A 15,992-nucleotide genomic window follows, 5' to 3' on the forward strand; every position below is an offset into this window, starting at 1 on the left:
AAGCATAGCAATGCTTAAGGGATCACAATGCAGAACAGCGCGATGAAGCCCTGGCTGGACTCTTCCTGGCTGGCCGGCGCGAATCAGTCTTACATAGAGCAGCTCTATGAGGATTTCCTGACCGATCCTGACTCTGTCGATGCAGTGTGGCGCTCGATGTTCCAACAGTTACCGGGCACCGGAATGAAACCTGAGCAGTTTCACTCCACCACACGTGAGTACTTCCGTCGCCTGGCGAAAGATGCATCTCGTTACACTTCCTCTCTCTCCGATCCGGAAACCAACTCCAAGCAAGTCAAGGTGCTACAGCTGATCAACGCATTCCGTTTTCGCGGCCATCAGCACGCCAACCTAGATCCGCTCGGACTGTGGAAACAGGATCGGGTCGCCGATCTCGATCCCGCCTTTCACGATCTGACTGAGGCCGATTTTCAGGAAAGCTTTAACGTTGGCTCTTTTGCCATCGGCAAAGAGACCATGAAGCTGGCCGATCTGTTCGAGGCGCTGACCCAGACTTACTGCGGCTCGATCGGTGCGGAGTATATGCACATCAACAACACCGATGAGAAACGCTGGATCCAGCAGCGTCTTGAGTCGGTTGCGGGCCGTGCCTCCTTCAGCAACGAAGAGAAAAAAGGTTTCCTGAAAGAGCTGACCGCGGCAGAAGGGCTGGAGAAGTATCTCGGCGCGAAATTCCCGGGCGCTAAACGCTTCTCGCTGGAAGGCGGCGATGCGCTGGTGCCGATGCTGCGCGAGATGATCCGTCACGCCGGCAAGAGCGGGACCCGTGAAGTGGTGCTGGGGATGGCGCACCGTGGCCGTCTCAACGTGCTGATTAACGTGCTGGGTAAAAAGCCGCAGGATCTGTTCGACGAGTTCGCCGGTAAGCATAAAGAGCACCTGGGCACCGGTGACGTGAAGTACCACATGGGCTTCTCGTCCGACGTGGAAACCGAAGGCGGCCTGGTTCACCTGGCGCTGGCGTTTAACCCGTCGCACCTGGAGATCGTCAGCCCGGTGGTGATGGGTTCGGTTCGCGCCCGTCTCGATCGTCTCGATGAGCCGGCCAGCAACAAAGTCTTACCGATCACCATTCATGGTGATGCCGCGGTAATTGGTCAGGGCGTGGTACAGGAAACCCTGAACATGTCGCAGGCGCGCGGTTACGAAGTGGGCGGTACCGTTCGCATCGTGATCAACAACCAGGTTGGCTTTACCACCTCCAACCCGCGTGACGCGCGTTCGACCCCTTACTGCACCGACATCGGCAAAATGGTGCTGGCCCCGATTTTCCACGTCAACGCTGACGACCCGGAAGCGGTGGCCTTTGTGACGCGCCTGGCGCTCGATTACCGCAACACCTTTAAGCGTGATGTGTTTATCGATCTGGTCTGCTATCGCCGTCATGGTCACAACGAGGCGGATGAGCCCAGTGCGACCCAGCCGCTGATGTACCAGAAAATCAAAAAGCATCCGACGCCGCGTAAAATTTATGCCGACCGTCTGGAAGCGGAAGCTGTCGCCACTCAGGAAGATGCGACCGAAATGGTCAATCTTTACCGTGACGCGCTGGACGCGGGCGAATGCGTGGTGCCGGAATGGCGTCCGATGAGCCTGCACTCCTTTACCTGGTCGCCTTACCTCAACCATGAGTGGGATGAGCCTTATCCGGCGCAGGTTGAGATGAAGCGTCTGAAAGAGCTGGCGCTGCGTATCAGCCAGGTACCTGAAGAGGTAGAAGTCCAGTCGCGTGTGGCTAAGATCTATAACGACCGTCGCCTGATGGCCGAAGGCGAGAAAGCCTTTGACTGGGGCGGGGCGGAAAACCTGGCCTACGCCACGCTGGTTGATGAAGGTATTCCGGTTCGTCTGTCGGGTGAAGATACCGGTCGCGGAACCTTCTTCCACCGTCACGCGGTGATCCACAACCAGGCTAATGGCTCGACCTACACCCCGCTGCACCACGTGCACAGCGGTCAGGGTCAGTTCAAAGTCTGGGACTCAGTACTGTCAGAAGAGGCGGTGCTGGCGTTTGAATATGGTTACGCCACCGCGGAACCGCGCATCCTGACTATCTGGGAAGCGCAGTTTGGTGACTTCGCCAACGGCGCTCAGGTGGTCATCGACCAGTTCATCAGCTCCGGTGAGCAGAAGTGGGGCCGGATGTGTGGCCTGGTGATGCTGCTGCCGCACGGCTATGAAGGTCAGGGACCCGAGCACTCCTCGGCGCGCCTGGAGCGTTATCTGCAACTCTGCGCCGAGCAGAACATGCAGGTCTGCGTGCCGTCTACCCCGGCGCAGGTTTACCATATGCTGCGTCGTCAGGCGCTGCGCGGTATGCGCCGTCCGCTGATTGTAATGTCGCCGAAATCCCTGCTGCGTCATCCGCTGGCGATCTCGACGCTGGATGAGCTGGCTAACGGCAGCTTCCAGCCGGCGATTGGCGAAATCGATAATCTCGATCCGCAGGGTGTGAAACGTGTGGTGCTCTGCTCCGGTAAAGTCTATTACGACCTGCTGGAACAGCGCCGTAAAAACGAGCAGACCGATGTCGCTATCGTGCGCATCGAGCAGCTCTATCCGTTCCCGCATCAGGCGGTACAGGAAGCATTAAAAGCGTATTCTCACGTGCAGGATTTTGTCTGGTGTCAGGAAGAGCCGCTGAATCAGGGCGCCTGGTATTGCAGCCAGCATCATTTCCGTGAAGTTGTGCCGTTTGGTGCCACCTTACGTTATGCAGGCCGCCCGGCCTCCGCCTCACCGGCCGTGGGTTACATGTCCGTACACCAACAACAGCAGCAAGACCTGGTTAATGACGCGCTGAACGTTAATTAATTAAAAGGAAAGATAATGAGTAGCGTAGATATTCTCGTTCCCGACCTGCCTGAATCGGTTGCCGATGCCTCTGTGGCAACCTGGCACAAAAAACCAGGCGATGCCGTCACTCGCGATGAAGTGCTGGTTGAAATCGAAACCGATAAAGTGGTGCTGGAAGTGCCAGCCGCCGCTGACGGTATCCTGGAAGCGGTACTGGAAGAAGAGGGCGCCACTGTGACCTCGCGCCAGATCCTGGGCCGTCTGAAAGAGGGCAACAGCGCCGGTAAAGAGACCAGCGCGAAGTCTGAAAGCAAAGAGTCGACCCCGGCTCAGCGTCAGACCGCGTCACTGGAAGAAGAGAGCAACGACGCGCTCAGCCCGGCTATCCGCCGTCTGATCGCCGAGCACAACCTCGACGCCTCGCAGATTAAAGGCAGTGGTGTCGGTGGCCGTCTGACCCGTGAAGATGTTGAAAAACATCTGGCGAATAAGCCGCAGCCCGCTAAAGCCGCCGCGCCTGCCGCTGACAACAGCGCCGCGCCGCAGCCCGTGGCTAACCGCAGCGAAAAACGTGTGCCGATGACCCGTCTGCGTAAGCGTGTTGCTGAGCGTCTGCTGGAAGCGAAAAACAGCACCGCGATGCTGACCACCTTTAACGAAATCAACATGAAGCCGATCATGGATCTGCGCAAGCAGTATGGTGAGGCTTTTGAGAAGCGTCACGGCGTGCGTCTGGGCTTTATGTCGTTCTACATTAAAGCAGTGGTTGAAGCGCTGAAACGCTACCCGGAAGTGAACGCTTCTATTGATGGCGAAGATGTGGTTTACCACAACTACTTCGATGTCAGCATCGCGGTCTCAACACCTCGTGGACTGGTGACGCCGGTTCTGCGCGATGTGGATGCGCTGAGCATGGCCGACATCGAGAAGAAAATCAAAGAGCTGGCGGTGAAAGGCCGTGACGGTAAGCTGACGGTCGACGATCTGACCGGCGGTAACTTCACCATCACCAACGGCGGTGTCTTTGGTTCACTGATGTCCACCCCGATCATCAACCCACCGCAGAGCGCCATCCTGGGCATGCACGCCATCAAAGATCGCCCGATGGCGGTGAATGGTCAGGTTGTGATCCTGCCAATGATGTATCTGGCCCTCTCCTATGACCACCGTCTGATCGATGGCCGTGAATCAGTGGGTTATCTGGTTGCAGTCAAAGAGATGCTGGAAGATCCGGCGCGTCTGCTGCTGGATGTCTGATTTTCACCGGGCGCGCCTTGCTGCGCGCCCAACCTCATTACTCTTTTCAGATCTGAATGGATAGAACATCATGAACTTACACGAATACCAGGCGAAACAACTGTTTGCACGGTATGGTATGCCGGCTCCTACCGGTTACGCCTGTACTACACCACGTGAAGCGGAAGAAGCAGCCTCGAAAATTGGCGCAGGTCCGTGGGTAGTAAAATGTCAGGTTCATGCCGGTGGCCGCGGTAAAGCGGGCGGTGTGAAAGTGGTTAACAGCAAAGAAGAGATTCGTGCCTTTGCTGAAAACTGGCTGGGCAAACGCCTGGTGACCTATCAGACAGATGCCAGCGGCCAGCCGGTAAACCAGATTCTGGTTGAAGCAGCCACTGACATCGATCAGGAGCTCTATCTGGGCGCGGTGGTCGATCGTGCCACCCGTCGCGTCATTTTCATGGCCTCGACCGAAGGCGGCGTGGAAATTGAAAAAGTGGCGGAAGAGACCCCGCACCTGATCCACAAAATGGCGCTGGACCCGCTGACCGGTCCACAGCCTTATCAGGGCCGTGAGCTGGCCTTTAAACTGGGTCTGAGCGGCAAGCTGGTCGGTCAGTTCACCAAGATCTTTATGGGTCTGGCGACGCTGTTCCTGGAGCGCGATCTGGCGATGGTTGAGATCAACCCGCTGGTGATCACCAAACAGGGCGACCTGATCTGTCTGGATGGCAAACTGGGTGCCGATGGCAACGCCCTGTTCCGTCAGCCAGAGCTGCGCGAAATGCGCGATCCAAGCCAGGAAGATCCCCGCGAAGCGCATGCGACGCAGTGGGAGCTCAACTACGTTGCGCTGGAAGGCAACATCGGTTGTATGGTTAACGGCGCAGGTCTGGCGATGGGCACCATGGACATCGTTAAGCACCACGGCGGTCAGCCAGCCAACTTCCTGGATGTCGGCGGTGGCGCAACCAAAGAGCGCGTAACCGAAGCCTTCAAAATCATCCTCTCTGACGATGCGGTTAAAGCCGTGTTCGTTAACATCTTCGGCGGTATCGTACGCTGTGACCTGATTGCCGACGGCATCATCGGCGCAGTGGCTGAAGTGGGTGTGAACGTGCCGGTAGTGGTACGTCTGGAAGGTAACAACGCCGAGCTGGGCGCCCAGAAACTGGCGGACAGCGGTCTGAACATCATTGCAGCAACCAGCCTGACAGACGCCGCACAGCGTGTTGTTGCTGCCGCGGAGGGTAAATAATGTCCATTCTGATCGACAAAAACACCAAAGTCATTTGCCAGGGTTTCACCGGTGGCCAGGGGACTTTCCATTCTGAACAGGCGCTGGCTTACGGCACCCAGCTGGTAGGCGGCGTGACGCCAGGCAAAGGGGGCACCACCCACCTCGGCCTGCCGGTGTTCAACACCGTGCGCGAAGCGGTAGAAGCCACCGGCGCGACCGCCACCGTGATCTACGTTCCGGCACCATTCTGTAAAGATGGCATCCTGGAAGCGATCGAAGCGGGCATCAAACTGATCATCACCATCACCGAAGGCATCCCGACGCTGGATATGCTGACCGTGAAGATGAAGCTGGATGAAGCGGGCGTGCGGATGATCGGTCCAAACTGTCCGGGCGTCATCACTCCAGGCGAATGTAAAATCGGTATCATGCCGGGCCACATTCACCAGCCGGGTCGCGTGGGTATCGTCTCTCGCTCCGGTACTCTGACCTATGAAGCGGTGAAGCAGACTACCGACATCGGTTACGGCCAGTCGACCTGCGTCGGCATCGGCGGCGACCCGATTCCTGGTTCTAACTTCATCGACATTCTGAAAATGTTCCAGGACGATCCGCAGACCGAAGCGATCGTGATGATCGGCGAGATCGGCGGCAGCGCGGAAGAAGAAGCGGCGGCGTTCATCAAAGAGCACGTGACCAAACCGGTTGTCGGCTACATCGCCGGCGTCACCGCGCCGAAAGGCAAGCGTATGGGTCATGCGGGCGCGATCATCGCGGGCGGCAAAGGTACAGCAGATGAGAAGTTTGCTGCGCTGGAAGCGGCTGGCGTGAAGACCGTTCGCAGCCTGGCGGACATTGGCGACGCCGTGAAAGCGGTCCTGCCTGCTAACTAAGTCAGCCTGATTAACGACGCAAGCCACCTTCGGGTGGCTTTTTTTATGGTGTTTATTCGCGGTTCGGTTCCCGTACGATAAAAAGGGGAGGGCGGTTCAGAATACGAGGACAGGTCACTTCCACGTTAATAAAAGGTGTTGAAGGTGATCTATTTCACTATTATTCATTTCGATAGTGACATCTTATTAACAATAACCCTACCTGACCTTATCTGGAAACTTATTGCGTTAATCCAGATCAATTCTTTGCGATTTATATCCAACTATTTCTCTGGCAAAGCGCAGCGTTAAGGGCGTAAATTGCGCTGCATCAATCCAGCCTTTTACACAAACTTTCAAACGTTTGCTAAACCCGGGATGATGTCCGCCTTTCTCCTGCTACAGCTGACGTGAATGAAAGCGCTGATTTGACACTTTTCAGAGCTGCTTCATCCGTTACTCGCCTGTTCGGGCAGCTCACTTACCTGTTCTGCTGGTAATAAAAAACTGGAATTAATAAACAGTCGTTCCTGACTCTGGTTACGTGCGTTCCCATTGCGCGCGCAACGGAGACAATGCGAGGAGCAAGGAGTCATTATGTTAGATATCGTCGAGCTGTCGCGGTTACAGTTTGCCTTAACGGCGATGTACCATTTTCTGTTCGTCCCTTTAACGCTGGGTATGGCGTTTCTGCTGGCGATCATGGAAACGGTCTATGTGCTGAGTGGCAAACAAATTTATAAAGATATGACGAAGTTCTGGGGCAAGTTATTTGGTATTAACTTTGCGCTGGGCGTCGCCACCGGCCTGACCATGGAATTTCAGTTCGGGACGAACTGGTCATATTACTCTCACTATGTCGGCGATATTTTCGGTGCGCCGCTCGCCATTGAAGGTCTGATGGCGTTCTTCCTTGAATCCACCTTTGTCGGTCTGTTCTTTTTTGGCTGGGATCGTCTGGGCAAAGTGCAGCACCTCGCGGTCACCTGGCTGGTGGCGCTGGGCTCCAACATGTCTGCTCTGTGGATTCTGGTGGCGAACGGCTGGATGCAGAACCCCATCGCCTCTGAGTTCAACTTTGAAACCATGCGCATGGAGATGGTCAGCTTCTCGGAGCTGGTGCTGAATCCGGTGGCACAGGTGAAATTTGTTCATACCGTGGCGGCCGGTTACACCACTGGCGCGATGTTTATTCTGGGTATCAGCGCCTGGTATATGTTGAAAGGGCGTGACTTCGCCTTTGCGAAACGTTCGTTCGCGATTGCGGCCAGCTTTGGTATGGCGGCGGTGCTGTCAGTGATCATACTGGGCGATGAGTCCGGTTATGAAATGGGGGATGTCCAGAAAACCAAACTGGCCGCCATTGAAGCGGAGTGGGATACCCAGCCGGCACCGGCCTCCTTTACCCTGTTTGGCCTGCCGAATCAGGCGACTCAGGAAAACCGCTATGCGATTCAGATCCCCTGGCTGCTGGGCCTGATCGCCACCCGATCCACCGATACGCCGGTGACCGGCCTGAAAGATCTGATGGCACAGCATGAAGTGCGGATCCGCAACGGCATGAAAGCCTACGCCCTGCTGAATGAGCTGCGCAGCGGCAGCCAGGATCCGGCGGTGCGTGACGCTTTCAACAGCCACAAACAGGATCTCGGCTACGGTCTGCTGCTGAAACGCTATACCGACAACGTGGCTGACGCGACTGAGGCGCAGATTAAACAGGCGACGCAGGACTCTATCCCGCGGGTCGCTCCGCTCTATTTCGCCTTCCGCATCATGGTGCTGTGTGGCGTGCTGCTGCTGGGGATTATCGCGCTCTCCTTCTGGAACGTGCTGCGTAATCGTATCGGCCGGAGCCGCTGGTTGCTGAAAGCAGCGCTATTCGGTATTCCGCTGCCGTGGATTGCCGTCGAGTCTGGCTGGTTTGTAGCCGAGTATGGTCGTCAGCCCTGGGCTATTGGTGAAGTGCTGCCGACCGCGGTCGCCAACTCGTCACTCACCACCGGCGATCTGCTGTTCTCGATGATCCTGATTTGCGGTCTCTACACCCTGTTCCTGGTGGCCGAGATGTACCTGATGTTTAAATTTGCCCGCCTTGGGCCAAGCAGCCTGAAGACCGGCCGTTATCATCACGAGCAGATCACCACTACGGCTCAGCCGGTACAGGGATAAGGAGAGCGACCATGTTTGATTACGAAGTTCTGCGCTTTGTCTGGTGGCTGCTGATTGGCGTGCTGCTGATCGGCTTTGCCGTGGCGGATGGCTTTGATATGGGCGTCGGGATGCTGACGCGCATTCTGGGCCGTACCGATACCGAACGCCGCATCATGATTAACACTATCGCCCCGCACTGGGATGGCAACCAGGTCTGGCTGATCACCGCCGGTGGCGCGCTGTTTGCGGCCTGGCCGATGGTGTATGCGGCGGCCTTCTCCGGCTTCTACGTGGCGATGATTCTGGTGCTTGCCTCGCTGTTCTTCCGTCCGGTGGGTTTCGACTACCGCTCAAAGATTGAAGACAACCGCTGGCGCGGAGCCTGGGACTGGGGCATTTTCCTCGGCAGCTTTGTGCCGCCACTGGTAATTGGCGTGGCGTTCGGCAACCTGTTGCAGGGCGTGCCGTTCCATGCGGATGAATATCTGCGTCTGTTCTATACCGGTAACTTCTTCCAGCTGCTGAATCCGTTTGCTCTGCTCACTGGTGTGGTCAGCGTGGCGATGATTCTGGCGCAGGGCGCGACCTATCTGCAAATGCGCACCACTGGCGAACTGCATCTGCGTTCACGCACCGCGGCACAGTTGGCGGCGCTGGTGATGATGGTCTGCTTTATTCTGGCGGGCGTCTGGGTGAAATATGGCATTGATGGCTATGTGGTCACCAGCACCATCGATCACTTCGCCGCCTCCAATCCGCTGGGTAAAACCGTGGTGCGCGAAGCGGGTGCCTGGATGGTGAACTTCCAGAACCATCCGGTGCTGTGGCTGTTCCCGCTGCTGGGCGTGGTGCTGCCGCTGCTGACCATGCTCTGCTCACGCGGCGAGAAGGGCGCCTGGGCGTTCCTGTTCTCCTCCCTGACGCTGGCCTGTGTGATCATGACAGTCGGTATTGCGATGTTTCCGTTCATCATGCCATCCAGCACCGTGCCGGGCATCAGTTTGACCATGTGGGATGCCACCTCCAGCCTGTTAACCCTGCAAACCATGACCGTCGCTGCCGTCATCTTTGTGCCGATCATCCTGATTTACACCACCTGGTGCTACTGGAAGATGTTTGGTCGTATTACCAAAGAGCAGATTGAAAGCAACAGTCATTCACTCTATTAATTAAGGAGATGTCGCATGTGGTATTTTGCCTGGATTCTCGGCACCTTGCTGGCCTGTGCCTTTGGTATCGTCACCGCACTGGCGATTGAGCATATCGAAACGCAGGATGAGCCGCACTGATGCGTAAAGCGATTCGGATGCTGTATGATCTGATGGAGAAGGGCCCGTTACGGGCCCTTTCACTGCTGCTGGCGCTGCTGACGGCGGGTTGCGTGCTGTGGGACCCGACGCGCCTGGCGAATCAGGCCGGGCAGCTGCCTGCGGTGCAGGGCCTCATCCTGATCTGGGCGGTATGCAGCGGTGTGATCCACGGCGTCGGTTTCCGGCCCGAGCGAACCCGCTGGCAGGCGCTGTTCACCCCGTTACCGGCACTGCTGGTCCTGTTTATCGCGCTTGGTCGCTTTTTCCTGTAACGCCCCGCCTCATCAACGCTGCCGGTGAATTTTTGTCAGCGTCTGGTCAAGAAATCTCACTGAAATCGTTCCGTTTGTTACGGAGCGATAATTATTTTCGTCTGGCTCTGGTGAGCCATTCCCAACCCCAATTCTCTTGCGTATAGTAGCAACGTTTAAAACGAGGCCGGGATGTAGAGTGAGTACAACGCTGTTTCGCTGGCCGGTTCGGGTCTACTACGAAGACACTGATGCCGGTGGCGTGGTTTATCACGCCAGCTATATCGCTTTTTATGAACGAGCACGTACCGAAATGTTGCGACAGCACCATTTCAATCAGCAGACGCTGTTAGAACAGCAGATCGCTTTTGTGGTACGGCGTATGACGGTGGACTATCTGTCGGCGGCGCGGCTTGATGACCTTCTGGAGATCCAGAGTGAGGTGACATCAATGACCCGGGCCACGATGACGTTCTCTCAGCGTATCGTGAATACTGAAGGCAAAGTGCTCAATGAGGCAGAGGTCCTGATTGCCTGCATCAACCCACATCTCATGAAGCCGATTGCGCTTCCCAAGTCTATTGTCGCGGAGTTCAAGCAGTGACTGACATGAACATTCTTGATTTGTTCCTGAAGGCTAGCCTTCTGGTCAAACTTATCATGTTGATTTTAATCGGATTTTCCATTGCATCCTGGGCTATCATCATTCAGCGCACGCGCATTCTGAATGCGGCGGGCCGGGAAGCAGAGGCGTTTGAAGATAAATTCTGGTCCGGTATCGAACTCTCGCGTCTCTATCAGGAGAGTCAGGGACGTCGTGATGAACTGGCGGGATCGGAGCAGATTTTCTACTCCGGTTTTAAAGAGTTTGCCCGTTTACACCGCGCCAACAACCATGCGCCCGAAGCGGTGATTGAGGGAGCGAGCCGTGCGATGCGCATCTCGATGAACCGCGAGCTGGAAGCGCTGGAAAACCATATTCCTTTCCTCGGCACCGTCGGCTCAATCAGTCCCTATATCGGCCTGTTCGGTACAGTCTGGGGGATCATGCACGCCTTTATCGCCCTGGGTGCGGTGAAGCAGGCGACGTTGCAGATGGTCGCGCCCGGTATCGCTGAAGCGTTGATCGCGACCGCTATCGGTCTGTTTGCGGCCATTCCGGCGGTGATGGCGTACAACCGCCTGAACCAGCGCGTCAACAAACTGGAGCAGGGCTACGACAACTTCATGGAAGAGTTCACCGCCATCCTGCATCGCCAGGCTTTCTCCAGCGATAGCGCTAAGTAAATAGAGGTTAATGATGGCCAGAGTACGTGGTCGCAAACACCGCGACCTGAAGTCGGAAATCAACATCGTTCCGCTACTGGACGTCCTGCTGGTGCTGCTGCTGATCTTTATGGCGACAGCACCCATTATTACCCAGAGCGTGGAAGTGGATCTGCCGGATGCCACCGATTCCAAAACGGTCTCCAGCGATGATAATCCGCCGGTGATTGTTGAAGTGGCCGGGGTTGGCCAATACAGCCTGGTGGTGGATCACGACCGTATGGATCAGCTTCCGCCTGAGCAGGTGATCAGCGAAGCGCAGCGCCGACTGGAAGCCAATCCAAAGACGGTGTTTTTGATCGGAGGCGCGAAAGAGGTGCCTTACGATGAAATTATTAAAGCGCTCAACCTGCTGCACCAGGCGGGTGTTAAATCTGTCGGTTTGATGACGCAGCCGATTTAAAATCGAACCGTTTTTTGGGAACCGAGTGTGTCGAAGGCAACCGAGCAAAACGAGAAGTTAAAGCGCGCGATAATCATTTCGGTGATTCTGCACATCGTGCTGATCGCGCTGCTGATATGGAGCTCGTTTAATGAGCACATTGACGCCAGCAGCGCCGGTGGCGGTGGCAGCGATATTGACGCGGTGATGGTCGATCCGGGTGCCGTCGTGAGTCAATATAATCGTCAGCAGAATCAGCAAAGTGACAGCCAGCGCGCTGAGCAGCAGCGTAAAAAGCAGGCCCAGCAGCAGGCGGAAGAGTTGCAGCAGAAGCAGGCGGCTGAGCAGCAGCGTCTGAAAGCGCTGGAAAAAGAGCGCTTAGCGGCTCAGGAAACGGCGAAACAGCAGGCTGAGCAGCAGAAAGCGGCAGAAGAGGCCGCGAAACAGGCTGAAGCGCAGCAGAAAGCGGCGGAAGAAGCCGCTGCCAAAGCGAAAGCAGATGCTAAAGCGCAGGCGGATGCCCAGGCAAAAGCCGCGGCTGAACAGGCGAAACAGGCGGCAGCTGAAGCGAAGAAGCAGGCTGACCAGCAGGCGAAAGCCGCCGCGGCCGCCGCCGCCAAAGAGAAAGCGGTAGCCGAAGCGAAAGCGAAGTCAGAGGCGGAGGCGAAAGCAGCGGCTGAGGCCAAAGCGAAGGCGGCTGCGGACGCTAAAGCCAAAGCGGCTGAAGAAGCCAAAGAGAAAGCGGCGGAAGCAGCAAAAGCGAAAGCCGAAGCGGCGAAAGAGAAAGCTGAGGAAGCCGCAAAAGCCAAGGCCGAAGCCGCCAAAGAGAAAGCCGAAGCCGCGGCGAAAGCCAAAGCCGAAGCTGCCAAAGAGAAGGCCGAGGCCGCCGCGAAAGCCAAAGCAGATGCTGCCGCCAAGGCGAAAGCCGATGCCGCCGCAAAAGCCAAAGCTGACGCCAAAGCGAAAGCCGCCGCCGATGCCGCCAATGACAGTGATGTCGACGATCTGCTGGGTGGACTGGCTTCCGGCAAAAATGCACCGAAAAGCGGTACCTCCGGCGGTGCGGCAGGGCAGGGAAACCAGAAGAAAGCGGGTGCATCAGGAGCAGAGATCAACTCCTACCTGGGCCAGATAACCAGCGCGATTCAAAGCCGCTTCTATGATGCGGACCTGTATCGCGGAAAAAGTTGCGATTTGCGGATTAAACTTGCACCTGATGGATTGTTGATTGATGTTAAGTCAGAGGGTGGCGATCCGGCGCTCTGTCAGGCAGCAATTGCCGCCGCCCGACAGGCACGCATTCCGAAGCCACCTTCACAGGCGGTGTACGAAGTGTTTAAAAACGCCCCGATGCGTTTTAAACCGCAATAATGCAGTAACGGTCGGCAAGTTGATCTATGTTTAGCTTGCCGTACTCAAGTTGTACTCGTGGTTTCCAGGAACAGTGCCAATTATCGTGGACTGAGGTTCAGATAAGGGAGATAAAATGAAGCAAGCTCTTCGCGTTACGTTAGGCTTTTTTATCCTGCTGTGGGCAGCCATGCTGCATGCAGAAGTTCGAATTGAGATTACCCAGGGTGTCAATACGGCGCGCCCGATTGGGGTGGTGCCGTTCAAATGGGCAGGCTCAGGCGCTGCGCCAGAAGATATTGGCGGTATCGTGGCCGCTGACCTGCGCAACAGCGGTAAATTTAATCCGCTGGATCGCTCACGTCTGCCACAGCAACCTGCCAGCGCGCAGGAAGTGCAGCCTGCCGCATGGAGCGCGCTCGGTATCGACGCCGTGGTAGTGGGTCAGGTTGCCTCTAACCCGGATGGCAGCTATCAGGTCTCTTACCAGCTGGTCGACACCGGCGGTGCGCCAGGAACCGTTCTGGCACAGAACACCTATAAAGTGACCAAGCAGTGGCTGCGCTATGCCGCACACACCGCCAGTGACGAAACCTTCCAGAAGCTGACCGGCATTAAGGGCGCTTTCCGTACCCGTATCGCCTATGTGGTCCAGACCAACGGCGGCCAGTTCCCGTATGAGCTGCGCGTTGCGGATTATGATGGTTACAACCAGTTCGTGGTGCATCGTTCACCGCAGCCTCTGATGTCGCCAGCCTGGTCGCCAGATGGCAGCAAAGTTGCCTACGTGACCTTTGAAAGCGGCAAGTCAGCGCTGGTGGTGCAGACGCTGTCAAACGGAGCGATCCGTCAGGTTGCCTCTTACCCGCGTCACAACGGTGCGCCTGCGTTCTCACCGGATGGCTCTAAACTGGCTTTCGCACTCTCCAAAACCGGCAGCCTGAACCTCTACGTGATGGATCTCGCCTCCGGTCAGACACGTCAGGTCACTGACGGTCGCTATAACAGTACTGAACCGACCTGGTTCCCGGATAGCCAGACTCTGGCCTATACCTCCGATCAGGCGGGCGCTCCTCAGATCTATAAAGTGGGTCTGAATGGCGGCGCGCCACAGCGTATTACCTGGGAAGGCGGTCAGAACCAGGATGCGGATGTGGCAACAGATGGGAAATCTATGGTGATGATTAGCACCAGCGGTGGTGCTCAGCATGTCGCCAAACAGGATCTGGAAACGGGAGCCGTTCAAACGTTAACGGACACGTTCCTGGATGAAACGCCGAGCCTGGCACCAAACGGCACAATGGTAATCTATAGCTCTACTCAGGGGATGGGTTCCGTGTTGCAGTTGGTTTCAACCGACGGCCGTTTCAAAGCGCGTCTTCCGGCAACTGATGGACAGGTAAAATTTCCTGCCTGGTCGCCGTACCTGTAATGTCTGACCTAACAGACATCACAAACAATAAACAATAATGGGATTTTTGAAATGCAACTGAACAAAGTGCTGAAGGGTTTGATGCTGGCTCTGCCGGTTCTGGCAGTAGCGGCTTGTAGCTCACACAAAAACAACAACAATGACCAGACTGGCATGGGCGCTGATGGCGCTTACGGTGCAAACTCTGGCATGAACGGCAACGGCGGCAACATGTCTTCTGACGAGCAGGCGCGTCTGCAAATGCAGCAGCTGCAACAGAACAACATCGTGTACTTCGGTCTGGACAAATATGACGTTCAGTCTGACTACGCACAGATGCTGGATCAGCATGCGACCTTCCTGCGCAGCAACCCATCTTACAAAGTGACTATCGAAGGTCACGCGGATGAGCGCGGTACGCCGGAATACAACATCGCCCTGGGCGAACGTCGTGCTAACGCGGTTAAAATGTACCTGCAAGGTAAAGGCGTGTCGGCTGACCAGATGTCTATCGTTTCTTACGGTAAAGAGAAGCCAGCCGTTCTGGGTCATGACGAAGCTGCCTATTCTAAAAACCGTCGTGCCGTACTGGTCTACTAAGAGAATCACATGGTTAGTAACTTCAGACGTCATCTGTTGAGTCTGTCGTTACTGATTGGCGTAGCGGCCCCCTGGGCCGCTAATGCCCAAGCGTCAATCAGTAGCGTTGGCTCCGGCTCGGTCGAAGACCGTGTCACCACTCTTGAACGAATCTCTAACGCCCAGGCGCAGCTGATGCAACAATTGCAGCAGCAGATGAGCGATAACCAGCGTGATATTGACTCGCTGCGTGGGCAAATTCAGCAAAATACCTATCAGTTGAATCAGGTGGTCGAGCGCCAGAAGCAGCTCTACCAGCAGATTGACAGCCTGAGCAGCAGTGCGACCAGCAGTGGCGCGCAGCCCGCCGCTGGCAGCGATGCCGCAGCAGCGGATACCGGCGCAGCGGCCACCGCAGGCGCGGCGGCTTCTACAGGTGATGCTCCGGCCCAGACCGGTGATGCTAACAGCGATTACAATGCGGCTGTGGCGCTGATTCTGGAGAAGAAACAGTACGATCAGGCGATCAGCGCTTTGCAGGCGTGGGTGAAACGTTACCCCGATTCGACCTATCAGCCGAACGCCAATTACTGGCTGGGACAGCTGAACTACAACAAAGGTAAGAAAGACGACGCGGCTTATTATTATGCCACGGTAGTGAAAAACTATCCGAAGTCGCCGAAAGCGGCAGAAGCGTTATTGAAAGTGGGCGTCATCATGCAGGAGAAAAAAGATACCGCGAAAGCCAAAGCGGTGTTCCAGCAGGTGATTAAACTTTATCCGAATACCGATTCTGCCCGTCAGGCGCAAAAACGTCTGGCCAGTCTGTAATTTGTACGGTTCAGACCAGATTTCGTCTGATTTCTGGTCTTGCCGTATGAAAGGTAAGCAACTGAAGCGTTTAGCAGAAATAAGAGTTGCGCTACCCCGCTAAATCAGTAATATATGCCGCCGTTGCCGGGACACATTGCAAAGTGTCTGGTAAGCCTGAAGATGGGTCGTTAGCTCAGTTGGTAGAGCAGTTGACTTTTAATCAATTGGTCGCAGGTTCGAATCCTGCACGACCC

Annotated in this window: 15 protein-coding genes and 1 tRNA gene; all 16 read left to right on the forward strand. The window is 56.1% G+C overall.

Annotated features, from left to right (window positions below):
* Positions 1–27 precede the first annotated feature (27 nt).
* Positions 28–2,835, forward strand: a complete 2,808-nt coding sequence (gene sucA / locus ACCW71_RS19315) for a 2-oxoglutarate dehydrogenase E1 component (protein ID WP_436374176.1) — start codon at positions 28–30, stop codon at positions 2,833–2,835.
* 15 nt (positions 2,836–2,850) lie between these two features.
* The gene (gene odhB, locus ACCW71_RS19320) at positions 2,851–4,074 is read left to right on the forward strand and encodes a 2-oxoglutarate dehydrogenase complex dihydrolipoyllysine-residue succinyltransferase (RefSeq protein ID WP_436374178.1); all 1,224 of its coding nucleotides are present in this window, start codon (positions 2,851–2,853) and stop codon (positions 4,072–4,074) included.
* A 70-nt stretch (positions 4,075–4,144) separates the two neighbouring features.
* A complete protein-coding gene (sucC, locus tag ACCW71_RS19325; protein ID WP_436374180.1) occupies positions 4,145–5,311 on the forward strand; it encodes an ADP-forming succinate--CoA ligase subunit beta in 1,167 nt (388 codons plus the stop codon).
* Complete coding sequence (gene sucD / locus ACCW71_RS19330; protein WP_436374181.1) at positions 5,311–6,186, forward strand: succinate--CoA ligase subunit alpha; 876 nt, start codon at positions 5,311–5,313, stop codon at positions 6,184–6,186. Before sucC ends, sucD begins: the two co-directional genes overlap by 1 nt.
* A 576-nt stretch (positions 6,187–6,762) precedes the next feature.
* The gene (cydA, locus tag ACCW71_RS19335) at positions 6,763–8,334 is read left to right on the forward strand and encodes a cytochrome ubiquinol oxidase subunit I (RefSeq protein ID WP_436374183.1); all 1,572 of its coding nucleotides are present in this window, start codon (positions 6,763–6,765) and stop codon (positions 8,332–8,334) included.
* A gap of 11 nt (positions 8,335–8,345) precedes the next feature.
* On the forward strand, positions 8,346–9,485 hold the full coding sequence (gene cydB / locus ACCW71_RS19340; RefSeq protein ID WP_436374185.1) for a cytochrome d ubiquinol oxidase subunit II: 1,140 nt from the start codon (positions 8,346–8,348) through the stop codon (positions 9,483–9,485).
* 15 nt (positions 9,486–9,500) lie between these two features.
* Positions 9,501–9,605, forward strand: coding sequence for a cytochrome bd-I oxidase subunit CydX (gene cydX, locus ACCW71_RS19345; RefSeq protein WP_436374187.1), 105 nt, complete (start codon positions 9,501–9,503; stop codon positions 9,603–9,605).
* Positions 9,605–9,898: a cyd operon protein YbgE gene (ybgE, locus tag ACCW71_RS19350; RefSeq protein WP_436374188.1), complete on the forward strand. Its 294-nt coding sequence runs from the start codon at positions 9,605–9,607 to the stop codon at positions 9,896–9,898. Before cydX ends, ybgE begins: the two co-directional genes overlap by 1 nt.
* A gap of 178 nt (positions 9,899–10,076) precedes the next feature.
* The gene (gene ybgC, locus ACCW71_RS19355; protein ID WP_436374190.1) at positions 10,077–10,481 is read left to right on the forward strand and encodes a tol-pal system-associated acyl-CoA thioesterase; all 405 of its coding nucleotides are present in this window, start codon (positions 10,077–10,079) and stop codon (positions 10,479–10,481) included.
* Positions 10,478–11,164, forward strand: coding sequence for a Tol-Pal system protein TolQ (gene tolQ, locus ACCW71_RS19360; RefSeq protein ID WP_031374831.1), 687 nt, complete (start codon positions 10,478–10,480; stop codon positions 11,162–11,164). The genes ybgC and tolQ overlap by 4 nt, the downstream gene beginning before the upstream one ends.
* A 13-nt stretch (positions 11,165–11,177) precedes the next feature.
* Positions 11,178–11,606 (forward strand): colicin uptake protein TolR, encoded by a 429-nt coding sequence (gene tolR, locus ACCW71_RS19365; RefSeq protein ID WP_009091394.1) that lies wholly within the window; start codon positions 11,178–11,180, stop codon positions 11,604–11,606.
* Positions 11,607–11,633: 27 nt separating this feature from the next.
* Positions 11,634–12,956 carry a cell envelope integrity protein TolA gene (tolA, locus tag ACCW71_RS19370; protein ID WP_436374192.1) on the forward strand — a complete coding sequence of 441 codons (1,323 nt, stop codon included), beginning with the start codon at positions 11,634–11,636 and terminating at the stop codon, positions 12,954–12,956.
* A 115-nt stretch (positions 12,957–13,071) separates the two neighbouring features.
* Positions 13,072–14,367: a Tol-Pal system beta propeller repeat protein TolB gene (tolB, locus tag ACCW71_RS19375; RefSeq protein WP_436374194.1), complete on the forward strand. Its 1,296-nt coding sequence runs from the start codon at positions 13,072–13,074 to the stop codon at positions 14,365–14,367.
* A gap of 51 nt (positions 14,368–14,418) precedes the next feature.
* Complete coding sequence (gene pal, locus ACCW71_RS19380) at positions 14,419–14,946, forward strand: peptidoglycan-associated lipoprotein Pal (RefSeq protein WP_003853135.1); 528 nt, start codon at positions 14,419–14,421, stop codon at positions 14,944–14,946.
* Positions 14,947–14,955: 9 nt separating this feature from the next.
* A complete protein-coding gene (gene cpoB / locus ACCW71_RS19385) occupies positions 14,956–15,756 on the forward strand; it encodes a cell division protein CpoB (RefSeq protein WP_436374196.1) in 801 nt (266 codons plus the stop codon).
* Positions 15,757–15,920: 164 nt separating this feature from the next.
* Positions 15,921–15,992, forward strand: a tRNA-Lys gene (locus ACCW71_RS19390).

The sequence above is a fragment of the Pantoea sp. C2G6 genome (assembly GCF_051336815.1).
Lineage (GTDB): Bacteria > Pseudomonadota > Gammaproteobacteria > Enterobacterales > Enterobacteriaceae > Pantoea.